This is a genomic window from Collinsella sp. wc0529 (assembly GCF_046116875.1).
GTDB lineage: Bacteria > Actinomycetota > Coriobacteriia > Coriobacteriales > Coriobacteriaceae > Collinsella.
Window position 1 is genome coordinate 1,426,420 of record NZ_JBJXBO010000001.1, and the last position, 22,335, is coordinate 1,448,754.

Genomic DNA, 22,335 nt, shown 5'->3' on the forward strand with positions numbered 1-22,335 from the left:
GTCGTCACTTCCTGCGGCATACTAAAGAAGCTGTACATGCTTCAGATTGGATTTTCATGTCTGAGATCTTTGAACCCAAGAACATCATCGTCACGGGCGGCTGCGGCTTCATCGGCAGCAACTTCGTGCACTACGTCGTGAACAACCACCCGGGCGTCCACGTGACCGTCCTGGACAAGCTGACCTACGCCGGCAACCCCGAGAACATCGCCGGGCTGCCCTCGGACCGCGTGGAGCTCGTCGTGGGCGACATCTGCGACGCGGAGCTGCTGGACAGGATCGTCCCGGGCCACGACGCCATCGTGCACTACGCCGCCGAGAGCCACAACGACAACTCCATCGCCGACCCGGAGCCCTTCCTGCGCACCAACGTCGAGGGCACCTTCCGCCTGCTGGAGGCCGTGAGGAAATACGGCGTCCGCTACCACCACGTCTCCACCGACGAGGTCTACGGCGACCTGGCGCTCGACGACCCGGCGAAGTTCACCGAGGAGACGCCGTATCACCCGAGCAGCCCGTACTCGAGCACCAAGGCGTCCTCTGACATGCTGGTCCGCGCCTGGACCCGCACCTACGGCCTGCGCACCACGATCTCCAACTGCTCCAACAACTACGGCCCCTACCAGCACGTGGAGAAGTTCATCCCCAGGCAGATAACGAACATCATCGACGGCGTCCGCCCCAAGCTCTACGGCCGCGGCGAGAACGTCCGCGACTGGATCCACACCGAGGACCACTCCTCGGCCGTCTGGGACATCCTCACGAAGGGCCGCATGGGGGAGACCTACCTCATCGGCGCCGACGGGGAGAAGAACAACATCACCGTGCTGCGCATGATCCTTGCGGCCATGGGACGCGACCCCGAGGACTTCGACTGGGTCGCCGACCGCCCCGGCCACGACCGCCGCTACGCCATCGACAGCACGAAGCTCCAGCGCGAGCTGGGCTGGAGGCCGGCGCACACCGACTTCGCCGGGGGCCTCAGGGCCACCATCGACTGGTACGTCGCCAACGAGTCCTGGTGGCGCCCGGCCAAGGAGGCCACCGAGGCCCGCTACCGCGCGCAGGGGCAGTAGGGAGAGGAGAGACATGGCAGACATCGCATTCGAGAAGGACCTCTCCGTCGCCGAGACCGGCATCGGGGGCCTCAAGGTCGTCGACCTGGCCGTCCACGGCGACTCGCGCGGCTGGTTCAAGGAGAACTGGCAGCGCGCCAAGATGACCGCCCTGGGCATCCCCGACCTCAGGGTCGTCCAGAACAACATCTCCTACAACGACAGCCGCGGCGTCACCCGCGGCATCCACGCCGAGCCCTGGGGCAAGTTCATCTCCGTGGCCCGCGGCTCGGTCTTCGGCGCCTGGGTGGACCTGCGCGAGGGCAGCGAGACCTTCGGCAAGGTCTACACCTGCACCCTGGACCCGTCCAGGGCCATCTACGTCCCGCGCGGCGTGGGCAACTCCTTCCAGGCCCTGGAGGACGGCACCGCCTACACCTACCTGGTGGACGCCCACTGGTCGCTGGAGCTGAAGAGGACCTACACCTTCGTGAACCTCGCCGACCCCGAGCTCGCCATCGAGTGGCCCATCCCGCTAGCGGAGGCCACCGTCTCCGAGGCCGACCTCAACCACCCGATGCTGAAGGACGTCGTCCCCATGGCTCCGAAGCGCACCCTCGTCACCGGCTGCAACGGCCAGCTGGGCCACGCGGTGCGCGCGCTCGCGGAGGAGCGCGGCGTGGCGAAGGACTTCGACTTCTGCGACATCGACACCTTCGACATGTCCGACCCGGACGCCTACGCACAGTACGACTGGTCGCTCTACGGCACCGTGATCAACTGCGGCGCCTACACCGCGGTCGACCGGGCCGAGACCCCCGAGGGCCGCGTGGCCGCATGGAAGGCCAACGCCACCGGCCCGGCCCTGCTCGCCCGCACCTGCGCCGAGCACGGGATCACGCTGGTCCACGTGAGCTCCGACTACGTCTTCGACGGCACCGCCGAGGTCCACGACGAGGGCGAGCCCTTCAGTCCGCTGTCCGTCTACGGCCAGACCAAGGCGGCGGGGGACATCGCCGTGGCCGGGTGCCCGCGCCACTACATCATGCGCTCCAGCTGGGTCATCGGCGAGGGACACAACTTCGTCAAGACCATGAAGGCGCTCTCAGACCGCGTCGCCGACCCCGAGGACGGGCTCGAGCAGGTCACGGTCGTTGACGACCAGCTGGGCCGCCTGACCTTCACGCGCGACATGGCCGCCGCCATCTTCCACGTGCTGGACGCTAAGGCCCCCTACGGCACCTACGGCTGCACCGGCTCGGGCGCCGTGAGGAGCTGGGCCGACATCGCCCGCGCCGTCTTCGAGGCTGCCAACGGCAACGGGGACAAAGTGGTCCCGGTCAGCACCGCCGACTACTACGGCGGCGCCGAGGGACCCGTCGCCCCGCGCCCGGTCCACTCCGCGCTCGACCTGTCCAAGCTCGAGGCTGCCGGCTTCCACATGCCCGACTGGGAGGAAGAGCTGGGGGAGTACATCAAGACGCTCTAGCCGCTATTAACTTTTCGAGAGTAAAAGCCGCCGTTCTTTAACGGCGGCTTTTCTTGTTGGTGGCTATCTGCGCAGTGGTGCCAATAGTATTTTGCGGAAGATCTACCTCTCGCTTGGCATGGAAGTAGGGTGGCCGGGCTGGTCGTCGTAGGCGTATTTGCTGTACACGTTGACCTCCCACTGCTTTTTTTCGACCTTTGCTACAGAATCTAGGATGAAGCCGGTCGCAAGGCTCAGGCCGCACAGGAACATAAACGAGGCGGCGAGCATAGCGGTGGGGAAGCGCGGGACGAGGCCGGTCTGGAAATATTCGACAACGATGGGCATGCCCAGGGCGAGGCCGAATACCGCGAACAGAAGCGCAACGAGGCTGAAGAACTTCAGCGGGCGGTAGTCCTTGAACAGCGTGCCGATCATCGCAACGACTTTAATGCCGTCGCTCACGGTGTTGAGTTTGGACTCGGAACCCTCGGGACGGTCGCGGTACTCGATGGGCACATCTTTGATGCGCCAGCGGTGGTCGACGGCGTGGATCGAGAGCTCGGTTTCGATCTGAAAGCCCTCGGAAAGCACTGGGAAGGTTTTAACGAACGGGCGGCTCATGGCGCGGTAGCCGGTCATGACGTCATCGAAGCTGTAGCCATAGATCCACTTGATCATGGCGCGGACCAGGTTGTTGCCAAAGCCGTGGAAGGCGCGCTTGTTTTCCTCGGCGTAGGTGCCGTTTGAAAGGCGATCGCCTACGGTCATGTCGGCCGTACCGTTAAGGATGGGCTCGCAGAGGGCCTTGGCCGCCTCGGCGGGGTAGGTGTCGTCGCCGTCGACCATCAGGTAGCAATCGGCGTCGATGTCGCGAAACATCTGGCGGCATACGTTGCCCTTTCCCTGACGGGGCTCAAAGCGGACCGTGGCGCCGTGCCCGGTGGCGATGCGTGAGGTATCGTCTGACGAGTTGTTGTCATAGACATAGACCGTCGCTTGCGGAAGCTCGCGGTGAAAGTCGTCGATGACTTTGCCGATCGTGGGCGCTTCGTTGTAGCAGGGGATGATGACGGCGATGGATTCAGAATTCACTCAATGCTCCTTATACGTTCAATCCTTGAAAGTATAGCCGTTTGGGCTTGGCATCCTAAGATGTGGGTTAGTTCTCCAGTTTTGTTGCGCGAATCGTTTGCATGGCCGTCGGGTCTATACTATTCGTTTGTCAACGATTACGAGTAAAGGAGTTGCATCCGTGTCGGATCAGACAAAGCAACAAGAAACTCGCAGTCTGCCTGCGACGTTTGCTAAGAACGAATTTGAGAAGGACGCGTTTATCCTTCGTCAGCTGGTTACCAAGGATTTTAAGATCAAGTATCGCCGTAGCGTTCTGGGCGTCGCATGGTCGGTGCTCAACCCGCTGCTGATGATGATCGTCATGGCCATCGTGTTCTCGACGATTTTCGCCCAGGGCCGCAATGGCTCAATTACGCCCGAGATGTACCCGCTGTACTTGATCGTGGGTAACGTCACCTTTGCCGTCATGTCCGAGTCTACGAACCAGGCCCTGACGTCGATCGTGGGTGCTGCCCCGCTGCTCAAGAAGGTTAAGGTGCACCGCTGGGTCTTCCCAGTACAGAAGGTGCTCTTCTCGCTGGTTAACTTTGCCTTCTCGCTGGTCGCCGTTGCCATCGTTATGCTGTGGTTCCACGTTATGCCTTCTTGGCACCTGATTCTGCTGCCGGTCTGCCTACTGCTGCTTATGTGCTTCTGCATGGGCCTGGGCATGATGCTCTCCGCCCTCACGGTCTTCTTCCGCGATGTCATGCATCTGTGGAGCGTCGTCATTACGGCGTGGACTTACATTACGCCTATTTTCTGGACGACCGACTTCGTTGCGCAAATGCCGCATCTCGTGCGCATTCTGGTCTATGCGAACCCCATGTATAACTACCTGCAGTTTATGCGCGATATCTTCCTGTTCCAGACTACGCCCTCGCTTATGACGTTTGGTATGTGCGTTGCTTGGGCGGTTCTTGCGCTTGTTATTGGCTATACCGTGTTCCATAAGTCCGAGCGCAAGTTCATCCTCTACATCTAAGGAGTGCTGTGATGACTGAATCTGTTGTTGATTACAGCGAGCAGCCTCTGGCTGTCGAGGTCGACGACGTCACCATGATCTTTAACATGGCGTCCGAGTCGCTGACCAACCTCAAGGAGTACTTCATCAAGCTTGCCAAGCACGAGTTGTTCTTTGAGGAGTTTAGGGCGCTCAAGCATATCTCGTTTGATATTCATCGTGGCGAGGTCGTGGGTCTGGTTGGCACCAATGGTTCCGGTAAGTCTACGATGCTCAAGATTATCGCCGGTGTGCTTGAGCCTAGCGAGGGCAGCGTTAAGGTGCACGGTAACATTGCGCCGCTGATTGAGCTTGGTGCCGGCTTTGACCCCGAGCTGACCGCCCGCGAGAACATCTATCTGAACGGCGCCCTGCTCGGCTATACCAAGGAGTTCATCGACGCCAACTTTGACGGCATTATTGAGTTCGCTGAGCTTCAGAACTTTGTCGATATGCCGCTTAAGAACTTCTCCTCGGGCATGGTGGCGCGTATCGCCTTTGCAATCGCGACGATTACCGAGCCCGATATTCTGATCGTTGACGAGACGCTGTCCGTCGGTGATGTGTTCTTCCAGCAGAAGTGCGAGGCCCGCATCCAGCACTTTATCCAGAGCGGCGACGTGACGGTTCTGTTCGTTTCGCACTCCATGGAGCAGGTTGAGCGCATCTGCCAGCGTGCCGTTTGGATTGAGAAGGGTGACCTTCGCATGGACGGCCCGGTCAGTGAGGTCTGCAAGGCGTATCGCGAGCAGTTCAACTAGGTTATAATTACTTGCGCTTGGCCGAATTGTTTGGCTGGGCGTGCGGTTATTTGCTCCATTAGCTCAGTTGGATAGAGCAGGGGACTTCTAATCCCAAGGTCGACGGTTCGAATCCGCCATGGAGCACCATCGTTTATTAAGCCCGGACCGCTAGATGGTCCGGGCTTTTTTCGTCTTGCTGATGTGGATTGGCCTTTCAGCGACTCCAACGCATGAGCGTAGCCTTGGTTTTAAACGTTTTGCGTGGCTTACTGCTCTGCCCTCGAACACTCCGATAAGTCTTTCGCAACCGCATTCAGCGATTACGGCAATAGAACTTAGTGCGGCATTCTAGTCGCATCTTCAACATCCAGAAAATCATTCGTGGCGCCAACAAACTCCTGCATGTTCCTGACGATGCGGCCATCGTTATTGATGCGAATCTCAAAACGCTTCCAGGGGAACTTCATGATGTGGTAAAGGGTTACCAGCACATCCTGCTCTTTGCCAATTTTGAGCAGCCAGCGGGCGCAGTTATCTCCGCAAGTGGATGCATTGAACACCATGTTTGGGAGATTGCGCACCAGCAGCAGCGTCTTAACGCCGCCGGAAAGCTCGAGGGGTGTAATCGAACCGAGCTGTTTGCTGATGATGTTGTGGGGGCCGATGAGCTCCGAACCGTCAACACCTTTAATCATCTGCGCTGCCAGAGGGTCCTCGAACCAGGAATCCAGGTACGAGTTCCTAAAATAGGTCTCGGTATCGTAGATGGAACCGGGGTAATCCCCCAGGTGAATGCTCAGCATGTGGGTCTCCAGACGTTGTGTGACTGCAACGATTATATGCTAGTAATAAAGCGCCGCCAGTAGCGAGGTTGCTGCTGGCGGCACTGGCATTATTATCGTATGAATCGCGCTGATGGATTTGCTCGTGAGGCTACTTTTCGAGACGCTCCCTCAGCAGCTCCAGCGCGTGGGCGTAGCCCTGGAGGCCTTCGCCGGTGATGGTGGCGAAGCAGGCCAGACGGGCGTAGCTCACCTGGCGGAAGTCTTCGCGGGTCTCGACGGCGCTAATGTGGACCTCCACAGCCGGGATGGCGATGGCTTTGAGGGCATCCAAGATGGCCACGCTTGTGTGCGTGTAGGCGGCCGGGTTGATGACGATGCCGTCGACTTTGCCGTAGGCCTCCTGGATCTTGTCGACGATGCTGCCCTCGTGGTTAGACTGGAAGACCTCGACCTCGTCGAAGCCCTGTGCAGCGCCCGCTTCCTGGCAGATCTGCACTAAGCGGTCGTAGTTGTCGCTGCCATAGATGCCCGGCTCGCGAATGCCGAGCATGTTGAGGTTGGGGCCGTTGATGACGAGTGCTTTCATGGTTGCTTCCTTTGCGATTGGAAAACCACCACAAAGGTGCCTGTCCCCTTTGTAGTGGTTTTGGTTAGAGAGCGGGTGGGAGGGTGTCGAGGATGGCACGGGCGGTGTTGGCGGCGCAGTCGCGTGAGTCGATGATGTAGTCAGCCCAGGCGCGGTAGCTCGGCATGCGCTGCTCGGCCAGCTTGTCGATGCCGACGCGCGCGGTGATGGGGCGGTCCTTGTGGGCGAGCTCGTCGAGCTTGCGGTTGAGCATCACGATCTGGCTGTTTTGGTGCAGCAGCGGGTAGTTCTCGTCGCGTGTGACCACGCCGCCGCCGGTGGAGAGCACCAAGCCGCTGCGCTTGGAGATGTCGGACAGCGCCGTCGTCTCCTGCTCGCGGAAGGCCGCCTCGCCGCGCTCGACGATATAGTCGGCACAGGGCATGCCCAGGCGCTCCTCGAGGGCGCGATCGAGATCGATGTGTTCGCGTCCCGTGAGCTGGGCGATCTGCTCGCCCACTCGGGTTTTGCCCGAGCCCGGCATGCCAATCAGGGCGATGTTCTGTTCGCGGCGCGACAGGCGCTCCGTTACGTCCAGGATGCGCTCGCGCGGGGTGACCTGGCCGGTATAGCGCTCGACGGCCTGTGCCGCCTGTGCCACGAGCATGAGCAGGCCACCGATACAGGGGATGCCGCGGCGTTCGGCTTCGAGCATCAGGCCCGTGCGAGCGGGGTTGTAGACAATGTCGATTACGCCCTCGATCGCATCGAGTCCTTCGAGCGTGCAGGGGGCATCGGGGCAGTGGGGGAACATGCCGGCGGGCGTGCAGTTGACGAGCAGGGCGGCGTCGGACTGCTGCGCGATGTTGCCGTAGTTGACCTCGCTCGTGCGGCCCACGGGCACAACGATGGCGCCTAGATCTCCCAGCACCATACTTGCCGTGGTGCCGGCGCCGCCGGTGGCTCCGAGCACGAGGGCCTTCTTGCCGGCAACCTCAACCCCCAACTCCTCGACCAGGCGCTGAAAACCGAAGTAGTCGGTGTTGTCGCCGCGCAGGCGGCCGTCGGCTAGGCGCGTGATGGTGTTGACGTTGCCCATGCGCTCGGCGAGCGGGCTCAGCTCGTCCAGGTAGTTCATGACGGCGCGTTTGTAGGGGATGGTCACGTTGGTGCCTTCCCACTCGTTGCCGGTCATAAAGGCCGCGAGGTCCTCGGGCTCGCGCTCAAATCGCACGTACTCGAGCCCAGCGAGCTCTTTGTAGATGGTCGGGGTGTAGCTGTGGCCCAGCACGCGGCCCAGCACGCCGTAGGGGCGGGTTGCGGCGGTATCGGTCATCTAGAGCACCTCCGTGTAGCTGCCAAAGTAGGTAAAGCTCTCGCACACGTCGTCGATGGAATCGAGCAGGTCGTCGAGGGCCTTGCTGCCAAAGGGGCAGTCCAGATCAAAGTAGAACATAAACTCAAAGTCGCGGCCGGGGATGGGGCGGCTCTCGAGCTTGATGAGGTTGATGTTGAGTGCGTAGAAGCGCTCGAGCACGCGATAGAGGGCGCCTGGCTCGTTGGCTGTGGTGATCATGAGCGAGGTGCGATTAGCGCCGGGGTAGACGCGCGGCTCGCGGCTGATGACGACAAAGCGCGTGTAGTTGTTGTCCGAGTCTTGGATATTGGACTCCAGCACCTCGAGGCCATACAGCGTGGCACAGCTGCGCGAGGCGATGGCGGCGACGTCGGTGCGCTCGGAGCTGGCGACCATCTCGGCCGACATGGCCGTGTTTGGGTACTTGGTGGCGTGCAGGTCGTGGGACTCGATAAAGCCGGCACACTGGGCAATGGCTTGGCCGTGGCTGTAGACCTCGCGCACGTCGGCGAGCTTAGTGCCGGGCTTGACGAGCAGGTTGTGATCGATCTTAAGGCGCAGTGAACGCACGATGTGGAAATCGAACTGGGCGAGCAGGTCGTAGACGGCGTTGACCGATCCGGCAGTTGAGTTTTCGATGGGCAGCACGCCAAATTCGCAAAAGCCGTCGCGTACGGCGCGCATAACGCCCTCGAAGGTCTCAAAGAAGGCGATATCGGGCACGTCAAAGAGCTTGCACGCGGCAATCTGGCTGTAGGCGCCCTCGACGCCCTGGCAGGCGACGGTGGCCGTCTGGGGGAAGGGCGTGTCAAAGGCTGCGGCCGTGGCATGGGCTTTTTGCGACACCGTGATGCCCTTGAGCTCGTTGATGTAGCGCTGCTGCTCGGCCTTGCTCATGCTCATGAGGAGACGGAACAGGGTGATGGTCTGCGCCTCGTAGCGCTCGGGCGCGCGGCTGGCGAGGTTATTGAGCTTGGAGCGCTCGCGGGCGGGGTCGAAGACGGCCTTGCCCATCTCGATTTTTGACTTGGCGACCTCGGTGGCAATGTCCATACGCTCGACAAAGCTGTTGAGGAGCGTGGTATCGATGCCGTCGATGGCCTGGCGGATGTCAGCAAGGTCCATGGGGACCCCTTTCACGTGTCGGTGATTTTTCTGGGACGGGGATTAAAAAATCATTGTGTACCTAATGATTTTTTAATCCCCGTCCCAGAAAAATCACTGGGTGGGCGTGGGGGCCGGAGTTGGCCCCCAGAGATTTTTAGAGCTGGCCTGCGTCCTCGAGGAGAGCGTCCCAAATCGCGAGGGCGGCGGCTGCTTCGGCTACGGGGACGGCTCGGGGGACGATGCAGGGATCGTGACGGCCGTGGACCGAGAGCTCGGCATTTTCCATGGCGTCCATGTCTACGGTCTGCTGTTCGCGGCCAATGGAGGGCGTCGGCTTTACGGCCATGCGCCACATGACGGGCGCGCCGGTCGAAATACCGCCCAGGATGCCGCCGGCGTTGTTGGACTCGACCTCGATATTGCCGGTCTCGGCATCGATGCGATACGGATCGTTGTTCTCGCTGCCGCGCATGGCAGCCACGGCAAAGCCCATGCCAAACTCCACGCCCTTTACGGCGGGAATGCCAAAGGCGATTTGCGCGATGCGGTTCTCGATGCCGTCGAACATGGGGTCGCCGATGCCCGCGGGCAGGCCGTAGATGCCGCACTCCACGATGCCGCCGATGCTGTCAAGCTCGTCGCGCGCGGCTAGGATTTCCTCGCGCATGCGGCCGGCTGCGGCGGCGTCAATGCACGGCAGATCGTTCGTAAGGATCGCCTTGCGGTCGGCCTCGCGATAGACCATATCGTCCATCGGCAGGTCGGAGATGCCGCCGATTTGCGCGACGTGCGCCATGACCTGAATGCCGCGGGTCTCGAGTGCCTGCAGCGCAATGCCGCCGGCGATGCACAAGGGTGCCGTTAGGCGGCCGGAAAAATGCCCGCCACCAGCGACATCGTGCATGTTGTGATACTTCACGCGCGCAGGGAAGTCCGCATGTCCGGGACGGGGCTTGCGGCGCAGCTCGGAGTAATCCTTGGAGCGCGTGTTGGTGTTCTCAATAATCGCTGCGATGGGTGCGCCGGTGGTGTGTCCATCGACCACACCGGCGATGATATGCGCGGCGTCGGCCTCGCGACGTTTGGTCGCGGTCTCGTCGCGACCGGGGGCGCGACGGTCAAGGAAGGCCTGCAGCTGCTCCTGGTCCACGGCGATACCTGCCGGAATGCCATCGAGCGAGCAGCCGATAGCGGGGGAGTGCGACTGGCCGAAGATGCTTAAGTGCAAGACGTTGCCAAAGGTCGAGGACATGCTATTCCTCCTCGAGCGTGACCTTGCCGCCCAGTAGGCGGTAGTGGTCGAAGAAATCGGGATAGGACTTGTTGACGGCCTCGGCGCCGTGGATCACGACCTCGCCGGTGGCGCGGCTCGCGGCGATGGCGGCCATCATGGCGATGCGGTGGTCGTTGTGCGAATCGACCTCGCCGCCAGTAAAGGCGTCGACACCCTTGATGATGAGGTCGTCACCGGCAATGCGTACCTGTGCGCCCAGTGCGGTGAGCTCGCGGGTGGTAGTGGCCAGACGGTCGGATTCCTTGATGCGCAGGCGGGCGCAATCGCGGATGAACGTGCGGCCTTGCGCCAGCGATGCCACGGCCGAGATAACGGGCACCAGGTCGGGGATGTCGTGGGCACTCATCTCAAAGCCGGCGAGCTTGTCGGACTGCACGGTGGCGGCGTTGGTGGAGCGCACGATGCGGGCGCCAAAGCGCGAAAGCGCGGCAAGCACGTTGCGGTCGCCCTGGGCCGAGCTCAGGGACACACCCTCGACGGTGATGGGATCGGAGCCGATGGCGCCGGCGCACAGCCAAAAGGCAGCGTTGGACCAGTCACCCTCGACGGCCACGTTACCGGGCGTGCGGTACGAGCCGCTGCTTACGCGGAAGTTCGTGACCTCGGGCTGGCCGTCTTTGGACGGAATACGTTCGACGTTGACCTCGACGCCAAAGGCCTTCATGGCCTGGATCGTCAGGTTGATGTAGGGGCGGCTCTCGATGAGGCCCGTTACCTGCACGCAGGAGGGCTGGGCGAGCAACGGGGCTGCCAGCAGCAGGCCGGAGATATACTGCGAGCTTACGTTGCCCGGCAGCACAAAGGTGCCCGGGCGCATGCGTCCGCTCGTCTTGAGCGGAAAACCGCCCAGACCCTGTAGGTCGCAGCCGGCGGCGATGATCTCGTCCGAGAGCGGCGAGAGCGGGCGGCCGCCCAGGCGGCCCTGGCCCACGAAGGTGGCATCCGCACCCAGCGCGCAGGCGACGGGCAGCATAAAGCGCAGCGTGGAGCCGCTTTCGCCGCAGTCAAGCGTGCCGCCGGCAAGGGCCTTGAGCAGGCCAAACTCAACACTCTTCATGGTAGGGTGGACCTGGAAGCCGTCCTCGACGGTCTCGATGCGGGCGCCGAGTGCCGTAAGGCAACGCACCGTGGCCTCGATGTCGGCGCAGGTGGTGTTGCAGGTGACGTGCGTCTCGCCGTTGGCAAGGGCAGCGCAGATGATGAGACGGTGCGCCATCGACTTGGACGCGATGGCGGGAACGGTGCCCTTAAGCGGGGACGGGGTGATGCGGGCTAGCATGCGGATGCGTCTCCCTTCTGGCCGAGGCCCTCGGCAATGAGTTCGTGGAAAGTGGAAAGCGGCGTGCGGTCGATGCTGCAGCGGCCAATGCCGTGCGGAATCACCAGGTCGATGGTGTCGCCCGCGCGCTTCTTGTCGTGGAGCGCCTCGGCAAAGACGGCATCGGCGGAAAGCTCGCAGCGGGTCTTGAGGCCGTGGCGGGCGCAGAGTTCCTCAATACGACCGGGCAGTGCAGCATCGCAGACGCCGTGCAGGGCCGCGGCGCGCGTGATGATGCCCATGCCGATCGACACGCAGTTGCCGTGTCCGAGCTCAAAGTGCTCGCAGGCCTCGACGGCGTGTCCGGCGCTGTGTCCAAAGTTAAGGAGCTTTCGCTGGTTGGTCTCGCGCTCGTCGGCGACGACCACGGCGCGCTTGATGTCGATATTGCGGGCGATGATGAGCGCTACGCGGGCCACATCGCGGTTGAGCAGCTCCAGCGTGAGCGGGGTCTTCTCCAGCTCGGCGAAAAGCTCCGGGTCGGCGATCACGGCGTGTTTCACAACCTCGCCGCAGCCGTCGGCGAACTGCTCGGGCGTGAGGGTGGCCAGGCACCCCACGTCAGCGATAACCACGCTCGGCTGCCAAAAAGCGCCGGCCAAGTTCTTGCCGGCAGCCAGGTCGATGGCGGTCTTGCCGCCCACCGACGAATCCACCATGGCGAGCAGGCTCGTCGGGATTTGCACAAACTTGCAGCCGCGCATGTAGGTGGCGGCCACAAAGCCCGCCACGTCGCCCACGACACCGCCGCCGAGTGCCACAATCACGTCGGAGCGCGAAAGCTCGTGCTCGGCCACAAACTCCAAAATGGCAACATAGGTTTCGGCGCGCTTATGGGCTTCGCCGGCCTTGAAGGTGCAGATGCTCACCTCGTAGCCTGATGCCTCCAGGCTCTGCTTAACGGGCATCTGGTAGAGCGGGCCCACGTTGGTGTCCGTCACGATGACGGCCTTGGTGCCGCCGGCAGTGGCGCGCACGAGCGGTCCCGCCTGCTCCAGCAAAAACGTGCCAACATGCACCTGGTAGGGGCGTGCAGTGTCGATATCGATGGTAATCGCCATAAGCTATGGTCCTTTCGACCTGGCGTGATAGGTGGTCTAGTGGGAGGCCTCGTCGTCGAGTGCGCGCTTAATGCGGTCGCCCTCGGCAAGGAGATTCTCCAGATAGCGCTGGTCGCGGTCCTTAAGGGCGCGGCTGTAGGCGCCGAGCGATTCGATCAGATGGTCGATCTCGAAGGCAAGCGCATCGGCGTCGTCGATCATGAGCTCGGACCACATCTGAGGATTGAGGTGCGCCACACGGGTGAGATCGCGGTAGCTACCGGCCGAAAAGCCGTGGTGGACCTGGGCAGTGGGGCTCTTGACGTAGGCGTTGGATACCACGTGCGCAAGCTGGCTCGTGAAGGCGATGACGCGGTCGTGCTCGGCGGCGCTGGTCACGCTGAACTTGCCAAAGCCCAAGGGGCGCACCATCTCGCGCACCTGGCCCAAAAGCTCCAGCTTAAGTGCGTCGTCCACCGCGGGCGGCACGAGCACGAGCGGGGCGCCCTGGAACAGGTCGGCGCGGGAGTGTGCGTAGCCCGAGTACTGCGTGCCCGCCATGGGGTGCGCGCCCACAAAGTAAAAGCCGTGCTCGCGGGCAAGCTCAAAGGCACGTTCGCACACGATGCCCTTGACGCCCACGGTGTCGATCACCACGGGACCCATGATGGCCTCGGTGTCGGTGGCGTCGGCGAGCGCTTGGGCGTGCGCCTCGAGCCACTCGATGCAGGCCTCGGGGTAGCAAGCCAGGACGATGATGTCGCATTCGCCGAGTGTCTTGTCGTTGAGCTCTCCGGCGACAGTGCCCATGCTGGCGGCTGTCATGACATCGTCATCGGGGTCCCAGGCCAGCACGCGGACGCCCGCCTGCGCATAGCCGCGGGCAAAACTGCCGCCGATGAGGCCAAGGCCCACGATGCCGGCGCACTTGGGGCCGCCCTGGTTAACGCGCGCGTTTCTCACCGTACCCATGGGCTACTCCATGGTCTCTTGGCAGACAACCTCGCGGATGGCGCGGATGCGGCGCATGGTGTCGTCGAACTGATCGGGGGTGAGGGCCTGGGCGCCGTCGGACCAGGCGCGGCTCGGCTCGTCGTGGACCTCGATTTCCAGGCCGTTGGCACCGCAGGCGGTCGCGGCGAGCGCCATGGGCTCAACATAGCGGGTGTAGCCGGTGGCGTGGCTGGGGTCGGCGACGACGGGCAGGTGCGAAAGGTGGTGCAGCACCGGCACGGCGTTGAGGTCGAAGGTATTGCGGGTGCGGGTCTCGAAGGTGCGGATGCCGCGCTCGCACAGGATGACGTTGTCGTTGCCCTCGCTCATGATGTACTCGGCTGCCATAAGCAGCTCGTCGATCGTGCCGGACATGCCGCGCTTAAGCAAGATCGGAGTCTGGGTCTTGCCGACCTCCTTGAGCAGGGGGAAGTTCTGGGCGTTGCGGGCGCCGATCTGCATGACGTCGATCTTCTTGTCCAGGAAGACCTGCACGTCGCGTGGGTCCATGATCTCGGTGACGATCGGCATGTCGAGCTCGGCAGACGCCTCGCACAGCAGGTCGAGGCCGGCGGGGCCCATGCCCTGGTAGGCGTAGGGGGAGGTGCGGGGCTTGTAGGCACCGCCGCGCAGCATCGTGGCACCGGCGGCCTTCACGCGGCGTGCGATGCGGATGAGGTTCTCGCCCTCGACGGAGCAGGGACCGGCGATGACCTGGAACTGGCCGCCGCCGATCTTGACGCCGTGGCCGCAGTCGATGACGGAGTCCTCGGGGTGGAACTTGCGATTTGCGCGCTTGAACGGCTCGGAGACGCGCTGCACGCGCTCGACGACATCCATGGACTCGAGCAGGAACGGGTCGATCTTGGTCGTATCGCCCACCAGGCCGATAATCGTCTCGTTCTCGCCGCGCGAGACGTCGGTCTTCAGGCCTTTTTTCTCAATCCAGCTGACGATATGGCTGACGGCCTCGTCGCTGGCGCTCTGCTTTAGAATTGCAATCATGGTGTGCCTCTCACCTCGATGGATAACTTTTGCAAAAACGGCCCGCATTGCGAGCCGTGTATATATGGTGCATGAAAGTTTATACTATCTGACTCGCTTTTGCCTTCTAAAGTGGGCCGTTGCACCGCGTCTCCCACGTAATTGCAAAGCTTTTTCTTTTATTTTGATAGCCCGTGGTGCACTTGGGTATAATCCCAAACGTTGGCCCTATTAGCTCAGGGGATTAGAGCGTCTGCCTCCGGAGCAGAAGGCCGTTGGTTCGAATCCAACATGGGGCACCATCGAACGTAAGACCGTCCGAGCCTCGCATGGTCCGGGCGGTTTTTCTTATACCGACGCGACGTGATGGGACGTGGTATGGCAGCAACGGATATCGAGCGCGGACTCTCGACCGCCGAGGTCGAGGAGCGCATCGCCGCCGGTAAGATCAACCGCAGCATGGAGCTCAAGACCAAGTCGGTCAAAGAGCTCATCATCGAGAACCTCTGCACGCTGTTCAATTTGATCAACGTGATCTTGGCGTTCCTGGTTATTTTGACCGGTTCGTTTAAGAATCTGACGTTCCTGTTCGTGGTGTTCCTCAATACCGCCATTGGCGTCATTCAGTCCATGCGTTCCAAGAAGATGGTCGATAAGCTCACGCTGCTGACCTCCAAGAAGGCTATCGCGGTGCGCGACGGCGCCGAGGTGGAGCTCGACCTGGACCAGATCGTGCTCGACGACATCATCCGCCTGGGGCGCGGCGACCAGATTCCCGCTGACGCCGTGGTGGTTTCGGGCGAGGCGCTCGTGAACGAGAGCCTGCTGACGGGCGAGAGCGACCTTATTAAGAAACAGCCCGGTTCCGAGCTCATGAGCGGCAGCTTTATCGACTCGGGCCTGCTGCGCGCCCGCGTGATCCATGTCGGCGCCGACAACTACGTGGCCAAAATTAATAACGAGGCCAAATACGTCAAAAAGGTCAATTCCGAGATCATGAACGCGCTTAACGCCATCGTGCGCTTTGCGAGCATCATCATGATCCCGCTCGGTTTGGCGTTGTTTGCCTCGAGTGTGAGCGAGCTGTGGGATGCCGCGGGAACCCCGGGCGATAGCGCACTTTCGTGGTGCTTCTCCGAGCTGTTGGCTGGTCATGTGCCTTCGTCGGCGCTGCTGTCCACGGTGGGCGCCCTGCTGGGCATGATCCCGCAAGGCCTGGTGCTTCTGACCTCGTCGGTGCTCGCCATCGCCACGGTGCGCCTGGCTCGCCGCAAGGTGCTGGCACAGCAGCTCTACTGCATCGAGACGCTCGCTCGCGTCGACGTGCTGTGCCTGGACAAGACGGGCACCATCACGTCGGGCCGCATGGAGGTCGAGGGCACCTACCCGCTGCCTGTTGAGGGCGTGAGCCTAGGCGCCGGCTCGGACGCGGCGGCTGTTCCCGTCGATACCACGGTGCTCGATTTTGCGCTGGCTAACGTGGCGCGTGCGACTTCGGCCGATGCCAACGAGACCTGCCAGGCGCTGCTCAACTATTACGCCGACCGTCCGGTCGAGGTGTCTGAGCCGCTGTCGGTCATTCCGTTCTCGTCCTCCAAAAAGTGGAGTGGCGCGTCGTTTGCGCAGGGCTCCTATGTGATGGGTGCGGCGCAGTTTGTGCTCTCTGATCGTGTGTTTTCGCAGGTCGAGAACCGTGTCGCCGAGCTTGCCGATACCTGCCGCGTGCTCGTGGTGGCGCGCGTGGACGGCTTTACGCCCGATGGCGATATGGTGGGCGAGGCCGAGCCCGTGGGCTTTGTAACCATCCGCGACGAGATTCGTACCTCGGCGGCCGAGACTATTGGCTACTTTAACGAGCAGGGCGTGACCCTCAACGTGATCAGTGGCGACGACCCGCGTACGGTGTCGTCGATCGCGCGCGTGGTGGGCGTGCCGGGGGCGGACGCCTATGTAGACGCCACGACGCTCGATACGCCGGCCAAGCTCGATGCCGCAGTGGACCGCTACCATGTCTTTGGTCGTGTGACCCCGCAGCAGAAGCGCGAGCTCGTGCAGGCGCTCAAGCGCCGCGAGCACACCGTGGCCATGACGGGCGACGGCGTCAACGACGTGCTGGCGCTTAAGGAGGCCGACTGCTCCGTGGCCATGGCAGCCGGCTCCGATGCCGCGCGTAACGTGGCCGAGATCGTACTTGTCGACAACGACTTTGCCTCGATGCCCGCCGTGGTGGCCGAGGGCCGTCGCTCCATCAACAACCTGCAGCGTTCGGCCTCGCTGTTCCTGACCAAGACGCTGTTTTCGATGGCCCTGGCGGCGCTGTGCATCGCGCTGCCGCCGTACCCCTTCGAGCCCATCCAGATGACGCTCATTAACTTCTTCTGCATCGGCGCGCCGGGCTTTGTGTTGGGCCTGGAGCCCAACAATGCTCGCGTGAAGGGTGCGTTTTTGACCAACGTACTCAAGCGTGCACTGCCGGCGTCGATTGCGGTCATTTTGGCTGCGGCGCTCGATATCTTTGTGGCGCGCGTGTTTGGCTTTAGCCAGCTCACGCTGTCTACGATGTGCCTGCTTACGTCGTGCGCGGCGAGCGTCAGTCTGATCTGGCGCATCTCGCAGCCTCTCACGCCCTTGCGTGTGGTGCTCTTTGTGTTTGTAGTCGCCGGCATCTTGGTGGGCGTTATCGGATTCCCGGAGCTGCTGTCCATTGCCAACCTGTCGATGGGCCAGATGGTTATCTTGGCTGTCATCGTGGTCTTTACCTGCTCGGTGTACTTTAAGCTCGCCACGATGATGGATTCGCTCAAGCCGCGTCGTCGTCATGCCGCAACTGGTTTTGGCCGCGGCGTGCGCGTCCGCCTGGGTCGCGGTGGTGGCAAGGTGAGCTCGACGGGTTCGACGGCCGAGCGTTTTGCCAAGCGCTTCGCCGCCGACATGGCGCAGCGCCGCGAAGATCGCACCGTTCGCGAGGCCGAGGCCCGCGCGCTCGAGGGCGTGACCCAGGCCCAGCCTAAGAAAAAGAGGAGTGCCGGAGCCAAGCGCTCTCGCGTGACCAAGTCCGCCCAAGGCATCAAAGTCTCGATGCCAAGCAAAAAGAAGAAGTAACTACGCGCTCTGCCGATGTTGAATTGGTGCCTTGCTCCTGTGGGGCCGTGGCGATGTTATGCTCTAACCTCGATTGTTTGAATTGCTTCGAAAAGAGGATGCCGTGATCTGCCCGCATTGCCTTAAGACTATCGAGGACGGCGCCTCGTTCTGCCCCTACTGCAACGCCTATGTGGGTCCGGGCGATGGCCCCGAGCACACTGAGTTCGTGTTCTGTGAGGGCTGCGGTGCCCGTCTTTCTCCGCATGATCGTACGTGCCCCAAATGCGGACGCCCCGCTCCGGGTATCCTCTCCGAGGACGCGGCCGCATCCGACCTGGCAGCGGGCCGCACGGCGGGCTTTCCGCGCCTAACGCAAGAGCAGATCGATACCGAGGTGCCGCATGCGCCGACCTCTGCCGCTGCGGTGCTTTCGGACGCCGCTGACCCCAATGAGACCTGCGTGCTGCCGGCTTTCGATAAGGATTTCGGTATCCCCAAGGTCGATATTCCCACGCCCGTTTCCCTGCATGACGATGCTCAAAAAGCCAAGCGCAAGGTGCATTCCGACGAGGACGCTTATCACAAGCACAAGCGTCATATCCCCAAGCCGCTCATCGTCATCGCGGTCCTTGCCGTCGTTTGCGGCGGTGCCTATTGGTTCGTGACGACCGATCCCATGGGTGTCATGCCTGGCTTCTACGACCAGTTTGGCCAAGCTGCACAAACCACCTTCCCCACGCGCCAAAAAGGCGAGGCGACTGAGGACGATACCAAGCAAGACGATTCTGCCGAGGTGGTCCAGGAAGAAACCGTGCTCACCGATGATCAGCTCTATACCAGGCTCGACGGTCTGTATCAGACCATCGTGTCCTACGGTGACGAGGACCAGATCGGCGAGGTCATCGATTCCTTTAACAACGGCTATCTCCGAACGCCGCTGTCCACCCGTCAGGAGCTGTCGCAGAGTGCCTACGCCCTGCGTGACCAGATTAAAAAGACGCAAGATGAGCTCAGCAACCTTAAGTACCAGGACGATACGGTCTATGCGGACGACATTGCCCACTTAAAGCAGCTTGCCGAGTGGATGTATGAGCGCGTCGACGTGATCTGCCAGAGTTGGGACATCTCGCTGGCCATTCCCGATGGCGAGTCGATGAGTTCTCACCAAAGCGAGATCCTGGCGCCCATCGCTCAGAGTGGCAACAGCGCGCTTAATCAGTACGACGCCAACGTGGGCTCCTGGAAGCCGCAGCAGCGTTCCTAAAATTAGTTCGCCATAGTCGGCATAACCTACGTGCGCAATTGATGTAAGCGCATGCTTATTGCTACAATTCGTACAAATATGCTTTAAACGCACGAGGAAGGAACCACATGTTTGGTTTTAAGAAAGAGCTCTACACGCCCGAGTATCAGCTTGCCGGCGACGAGTGCGCCGTTATCGAGACGTCGAAGGGTACCATCAAGGTCAAGTTTGACGGCGAGGGCGCTCCCATTCATGTCGCGAACTTCTGCGAGCTTTCTACGATGGGCTTCTATGATGGCCTTAAGTTCCATCGCTATGTGCCCGGTTTTGTCATCCAGGGCGGCGACCCCAATACCCGCGATATGTCCGGCGCCGACGTCGCCGCTGGTCTTGAGGGCCCCGACGGCATGCCCGGTACCGGTGGCCCCGGCTACTGCATCAAGGGCGAGTTTGCCACCAATCCGCGCAACAGCCATGTCGATGGTGCCCTTGCCATGGCACGCTCCATGGACCCCGATTCCGCGGGTTCGCAGTTCTACTTCTGCCTGGGCGCCCAGCATAACCTCGATTCCGGTTACACCGTCTTTGGTACCACGGTCGAGGGTCTCGATGTGATTTCGCAGCTGCGTGCCGGCGACGAGATCGTCCATGTCGAGATCGTTCACGAGTAAAGGGGACTTCCTTGAATAGCCAGCTGATCCAACAGGGCCGCGCCGCTTACCGCGCGGGTGATTTTTCCGCTGCAGCCCAGATGCTTGGGGCGGCAAAGACTCCCGATGAGATTATGGGCGAGGCCGATCACCTTCGTGGCAACGCCTTGATGCACCTGGGCATGTATGCCGAGGCCGCCGAGGCCTACGCCGCTGCCCTCAATGACGGCACCTATGGCAAGCGCGGCGCGCTGCTCACCAACCGCGGCAAGGCACTCGCCGCCGTGGGCGACTACACGACGGCCGCTCAGGCGTTCTCTGCTGCTACGCAGGATGCTTCCTATGCCACGCCGTTCAAGGCCTATCTGGGCCTGGGTAACGCGCTGTTCCAGTCGGGCGACTATGCCAACGCGGGTACTGCCTTCCGTCAGGCTGCCATCGACGGCGCCAATCCGGCTCCTGCCGCCGCACTCGGCGAGCTTGGTCGTTGCTTCATTAAACTCGGCCGTCCGGCGGATGCCGTGGAGACCTACCGCACGGCTATCGACTTTGCCGGCCCCCGCGACGACACGCGTGCGCTCAACGCCGGCATGGGTCAGGCACTTTCTGCCGCCGGCCGCCCCTCCGACGCACTCGACGCCTTTAACGCCGCTACTGCCGATGGCATCTACCAGCTCACCTCCGAGCAGGCCGATGAGCTTGCCCGCGTTCACGATTCGCTTGCCGCGCTATCCGCCCAGACGGCTATGGCCACGGCTCCGGCGCCCGCGATGGACGCTCCTGCCGTCGATCCGCTCGATCCTACGGGCGCGACCGGTCAGTTTATGCCCGATCCCTCGGACACCGGTTTCTTTACGCTGTCCGAGTCCGAGATGGTCCAGCAGGACCGTCAGGATCGTAAGCAGGCCAAGGTCCGTCGTCGCCATCGCCACACGGGTCTCAAAGTCTTCATTGTGCTGCTTCTGCTCATTTTGATCGCCGCGGGCGGTCTGGGCTTTGCCTACACACGCGGCTTTGGCTTCCCGTCTCAGGAATCTGTGGTTACCGATCTGTTCCAGGCTGCCGGCGACGGTGACACCGCAAAGGCCGAGTCTTGCCTGGCCTCGAGCCTGTCCGAGGACGCTAAGTCGATGATCATCTCCTCGATTCCGCAGGGTGCCACCGTGTCCGTCGAGGGCATGGATCAGTCCATGACCGAGACGACCGCCAAGGTTAAGGCGTCGCTGTCCAAGGGCGGCGAGCAGGAGTACACCGTCCAATTCGTGCGCTCCGACAACCATATCGGCTGGGCCGTTTCCTCGCTCGATATGGATTTCTCGGCTGCTGACAACCAGTAGTGACCTTATGGGATTTAGTTTTGCCCGGTGCTTCACCGCAAGTGAGGTGCCGGGCTTGCGCTAGTATCATGAACTAGTAGTTTTCCAGCAATCATCCAACACATCAGGAGTTGCGTTGTTTTCTTTGATGGATATGTTCTTCGGTAGCTATGCGGGCGATCTTGCCATCGACCTCGGCACCGCAAATACGCTTGTCTCCGTGCGCGGCAAGGGTATCGTCATTCGCGAGCCCTCCGTCGTCGCCATCGACAAGAACGACGAGCGCATCCTGGCGGTCGGTATCGAGGCAAAGCGCATGCTCGGCCGTACGCCCGGCAACATCGTGGCTGTTCGTCCCCTGAAGGACGGCGTCATCGCCGACTTCGATGTTACCGAGGCCATGCTTCGCTACTTTATCGACAAGGCGTCCGAGAAGCGCTATCCGTGGACCCCGCGTCCGCGCGTTGTCGTCTGCGTTCCCTCCGGCGTCACGTCGGTCGAGAAGCGTGCCGTCTTTGAGGCCACGATCCAGGCTGGCGCTCGCCAGGCCTACCTGATCGAGGAGCCCATGGCTGCCGCTATCGGCGCCGACCTGCCCGTCGAGGAGCCCACCGGCTCCATGGTCATCGACATCGGTGGCGGTACCACCGAGGTCGCTGTTATCGCCATGGGCGGCATCGTCGTCTCGCAGTCCATTCGTATTGCCGGCGACGAGTTCGATCAGGCTATCCTCACGCACGTTCGTGATGCCTACAACCTGGCCATCGGCGAGCGTACGGCAGAGGACATCAAGATCAAGGTCGGCTCCGCCGTGCCGCTCAAGGACGAGCTTGACGTCGAGGTCAACGGCCGCGACGTGATTACCGGTCTGCCCAAGACCGTGCGCATCGAGAGCGAGGAGATTCGTCGCGCGCTCAACAAGCCGCTCGACGAGATGGCCAAGGCCGTCAAGGACGCCCTCGATGCCACGCCTCCCGATCTCGCCTCGGACCTTATGTACTACGGCATTTTGCTGACCGGTGGCGGCGCGCTGCTGCGCGGTCTCGACGTGCGCCTGCGCGATGAGACCGGCGTTTCGGTCAACGTCAGCCCCACGGCGCTCGATAACGTTGTTAACGGCTGTGCCCGCGTGCTCGAGGCCAATGCGTTTGATGGCGGCTTCGTCCAGACCAATGCTTAATTTCCAAAAGGTGGATTCCATTTGGCACGATCTT

The 22,335-nt window shown here is 62.0% G+C and carries 19 protein-coding genes and 2 tRNA genes; 11 read left to right on the forward strand and 10 right to left on the reverse strand.

The features are described 5' to 3' along the window. Nucleotides 1–56 precede the first annotated feature (56 nt). Both rfbB and ACKUTP_RS06000 read left to right on the forward strand, forming a co-directional pair. Nucleotides 57–1,076, forward strand: coding sequence for a dTDP-glucose 4,6-dehydratase (gene rfbB / locus ACKUTP_RS05995; RefSeq protein ID WP_409063809.1), 1,020 nt, complete (start codon nt 57–59; stop codon nt 1,074–1,076). Between the two features lie 13 nt (nt 1,077–1,089). After that, entirely contained in the window at nt 1,090–2,544 is a 1,455-nt protein-coding gene (locus tag ACKUTP_RS06000) for a sugar nucleotide-binding protein (RefSeq protein WP_409063810.1), read from the forward strand. 102 nt (nt 2,545–2,646) lie between these two features. Here ACKUTP_RS06000 and ACKUTP_RS06005 read toward each other — a convergent pair whose 3' ends face one another. Then, nucleotides 2,647–3,618 carry a glycosyltransferase family 2 protein gene (locus tag ACKUTP_RS06005; RefSeq protein WP_409063811.1) on the reverse strand — a complete coding sequence of 324 codons (972 nt, stop codon included), beginning with the start codon at nt 3,616–3,618 and terminating at the stop codon, nt 2,647–2,649. Nucleotides 3,619–3,778: 160 nt separating this feature from the next. Between ACKUTP_RS06005 and ACKUTP_RS06010 the strand changes: the two genes are divergently transcribed. From ACKUTP_RS06010 to ACKUTP_RS06020, 3 genes are all read left to right on the forward strand, one after another. Further along, nucleotides 3,779–4,624, forward strand: coding sequence for an ABC transporter permease (locus ACKUTP_RS06010; RefSeq protein ID WP_232219792.1), 846 nt, complete (start codon nt 3,779–3,781; stop codon nt 4,622–4,624). 11 nt (nt 4,625–4,635) lie between these two features. Further along, nucleotides 4,636–5,403: an ABC transporter ATP-binding protein gene (locus ACKUTP_RS06015; RefSeq protein WP_117763046.1), complete on the forward strand. Its 768-nt coding sequence runs from the start codon at nt 4,636–4,638 to the stop codon at nt 5,401–5,403. 52 nt (nt 5,404–5,455) lie between these two features. Then, nucleotides 5,456–5,532 (forward strand) — tRNA-Arg (locus ACKUTP_RS06020). Nucleotides 5,533–5,720: 188 nt separating this feature from the next. On the opposite strand, the gene ACKUTP_RS06025 is transcribed toward ACKUTP_RS06020, so the two are convergent. From ACKUTP_RS06025 to aroF, 9 genes are all read right to left on the reverse strand, one after another. Next, a complete protein-coding gene (locus ACKUTP_RS06025) occupies nt 5,721–6,188 on the reverse strand; it encodes a DUF4869 domain-containing protein (RefSeq protein WP_409063812.1) in 468 nt (155 codons plus the stop codon). A 130-nt stretch (nt 6,189–6,318) separates the two neighbouring features. Next, entirely contained in the window at nt 6,319–6,756 is a 438-nt protein-coding gene (gene aroQ, locus ACKUTP_RS06030; RefSeq protein WP_409063813.1) for a type II 3-dehydroquinate dehydratase, read from the reverse strand. Between the two features lie 64 nt (nt 6,757–6,820). Next, complete coding sequence (locus tag ACKUTP_RS06035) at nt 6,821–8,071, reverse strand: shikimate kinase (protein WP_409063814.1); 1,251 nt, start codon at nt 8,069–8,071, stop codon at nt 6,821–6,823. Continuing rightward, on the reverse strand, nt 8,072–9,217 hold the full coding sequence (gene pheA, locus ACKUTP_RS06040; RefSeq protein ID WP_409063815.1) for a prephenate dehydratase: 1,146 nt from the start codon (nt 9,215–9,217) through the stop codon (nt 8,072–8,074). A 136-nt stretch (nt 9,218–9,353) separates the two neighbouring features. Continuing rightward, nucleotides 9,354–10,451, reverse strand: coding sequence for a chorismate synthase (gene aroC, locus ACKUTP_RS06045; RefSeq protein WP_409063816.1), 1,098 nt, complete (start codon nt 10,449–10,451; stop codon nt 9,354–9,356). Between the two features lies 1 nt (nt 10,452). Further along, the gene (gene aroA, locus ACKUTP_RS06050; protein ID WP_409063817.1) at nt 10,453–11,772 is read right to left on the reverse strand and encodes a 3-phosphoshikimate 1-carboxyvinyltransferase; all 1,320 of its coding nucleotides are present in this window, start codon (nt 11,770–11,772) and stop codon (nt 10,453–10,455) included. Beyond that, entirely contained in the window at nt 11,766–12,872 is a 1,107-nt protein-coding gene (gene aroB, locus ACKUTP_RS06055; RefSeq protein WP_409063818.1) for a 3-dehydroquinate synthase, read from the reverse strand. The genes aroA and aroB overlap by 7 nt, the downstream gene beginning before the upstream one ends. 36 nt (nt 12,873–12,908) lie before the next feature. Then, nucleotides 12,909–13,823, reverse strand: coding sequence for a prephenate dehydrogenase/arogenate dehydrogenase family protein (locus tag ACKUTP_RS06060; RefSeq protein WP_117564237.1), 915 nt, complete (start codon nt 13,821–13,823; stop codon nt 12,909–12,911). Between the two features lie 3 nt (nt 13,824–13,826). After that, nucleotides 13,827–14,849, reverse strand: coding sequence for a 3-deoxy-7-phosphoheptulonate synthase (gene aroF / locus ACKUTP_RS06065; RefSeq protein WP_349088244.1), 1,023 nt, complete (start codon nt 14,847–14,849; stop codon nt 13,827–13,829). 204 nt (nt 14,850–15,053) lie between these two features. On the opposite strand from aroF, the gene ACKUTP_RS06070 reads away from it, so the two are divergent. From ACKUTP_RS06070 to ACKUTP_RS06095, 6 genes are all read left to right on the forward strand, one after another. Further along, a tRNA-Arg gene (locus ACKUTP_RS06070) sits at nt 15,054–15,130 on the forward strand. A gap of 76 nt (nt 15,131–15,206) precedes the next feature. Beyond that, the gene (locus tag ACKUTP_RS06075) at nt 15,207–17,930 is read left to right on the forward strand and encodes an HAD-IC family P-type ATPase (RefSeq protein ID WP_409063819.1); all 2,724 of its coding nucleotides are present in this window, start codon (nt 15,207–15,209) and stop codon (nt 17,928–17,930) included. Nucleotides 17,931–18,033: 103 nt separating this feature from the next. Continuing rightward, the gene (locus ACKUTP_RS06080) at nt 18,034–19,176 is read left to right on the forward strand and encodes a zinc ribbon domain-containing protein (RefSeq protein WP_349088246.1); all 1,143 of its coding nucleotides are present in this window, start codon (nt 18,034–18,036) and stop codon (nt 19,174–19,176) included. Between the two features lie 107 nt (nt 19,177–19,283). Further along, nucleotides 19,284–19,826, forward strand: coding sequence for a peptidylprolyl isomerase (locus ACKUTP_RS06085; RefSeq protein WP_006236059.1), 543 nt, complete (start codon nt 19,284–19,286; stop codon nt 19,824–19,826). A gap of 11 nt (nt 19,827–19,837) precedes the next feature. Beyond that, complete coding sequence (locus ACKUTP_RS06090; protein ID WP_035138590.1) at nt 19,838–21,142, forward strand: tetratricopeptide repeat protein; 1,305 nt, start codon at nt 19,838–19,840, stop codon at nt 21,140–21,142. A gap of 127 nt (nt 21,143–21,269) precedes the next feature. Further along, complete coding sequence (locus ACKUTP_RS06095) at nt 21,270–22,301, forward strand: rod shape-determining protein (RefSeq protein ID WP_006236061.1); 1,032 nt, start codon at nt 21,270–21,272, stop codon at nt 22,299–22,301. Nucleotides 22,302–22,335 lie beyond the last annotated feature (34 nt).

What these genes read in the sequence shown, in the direction of transcription:
- rfbB (WP_409063809.1), top strand. Translation starts at nt 57, where the DNA reads ATGTCTGAGATCTTTGAACCCAAGAACATCATCGTCACGGGCGGCTGC.
- ACKUTP_RS06000 (WP_409063810.1), top strand. Translation starts at nt 1,090, where the DNA reads ATGGCAGACATCGCATTCGAGAAGGACCTCTCCGTCGCCGAGACCGGC.
- ACKUTP_RS06015 (WP_117763046.1), top strand. Translation starts at nt 4,636, where the DNA reads ATGACTGAATCTGTTGTTGATTACAGCGAGCAGCCTCTGGCTGTCGAG.
- ACKUTP_RS06025 (WP_409063812.1), bottom strand. Translation starts at nt 6,188, where the DNA reads ATGCTGAGCATTCACCTGGGGGATTACCCCGGTTCCATCTACGATACC.
- aroQ (WP_409063813.1), bottom strand. Translation starts at nt 6,756, where the DNA reads ATGAAAGCACTCGTCATCAACGGCCCCAACCTCAACATGCTCGGCATT.
- ACKUTP_RS06035 (WP_409063814.1), bottom strand. Translation starts at nt 8,071, where the DNA reads ATGACCGATACCGCCGCAACCCGCCCCTACGGCGTGCTGGGCCGCGTG.
- pheA (WP_409063815.1), bottom strand. Translation starts at nt 9,217, where the DNA reads ATGGACCTTGCTGACATCCGCCAGGCCATCGACGGCATCGATACCACG.
- aroC (WP_409063816.1), bottom strand. Translation starts at nt 10,451, where the DNA reads ATGTCCTCGACCTTTGGCAACGTCTTGCACTTAAGCATCTTCGGCCAG.
- aroA (WP_409063817.1), bottom strand. Translation starts at nt 11,772, where the DNA reads ATGCTAGCCCGCATCACCCCGTCCCCGCTTAAGGGCACCGTTCCCGCC.
- aroB (WP_409063818.1), bottom strand. Translation starts at nt 12,872, where the DNA reads ATGGCGATTACCATCGATATCGACACTGCACGCCCCTACCAGGTGCAT.
- ACKUTP_RS06060 (WP_117564237.1), bottom strand. Translation starts at nt 13,823, where the DNA reads ATGGGTACGGTGAGAAACGCGCGCGTTAACCAGGGCGGCCCCAAGTGC.
- aroF (WP_349088244.1), bottom strand. Translation starts at nt 14,849, where the DNA reads ATGATTGCAATTCTAAAGCAGAGCGCCAGCGACGAGGCCGTCAGCCAT.
- ACKUTP_RS06075 (WP_409063819.1), top strand. Translation starts at nt 15,207, where the DNA reads ATGGCAGCAACGGATATCGAGCGCGGACTCTCGACCGCCGAGGTCGAG.
- ACKUTP_RS06085 (WP_006236059.1), top strand. Translation starts at nt 19,284, where the DNA reads ATGTTTGGTTTTAAGAAAGAGCTCTACACGCCCGAGTATCAGCTTGCC.
- ACKUTP_RS06095 (WP_006236061.1), top strand. Translation starts at nt 21,270, where the DNA reads ATGGATATGTTCTTCGGTAGCTATGCGGGCGATCTTGCCATCGACCTC.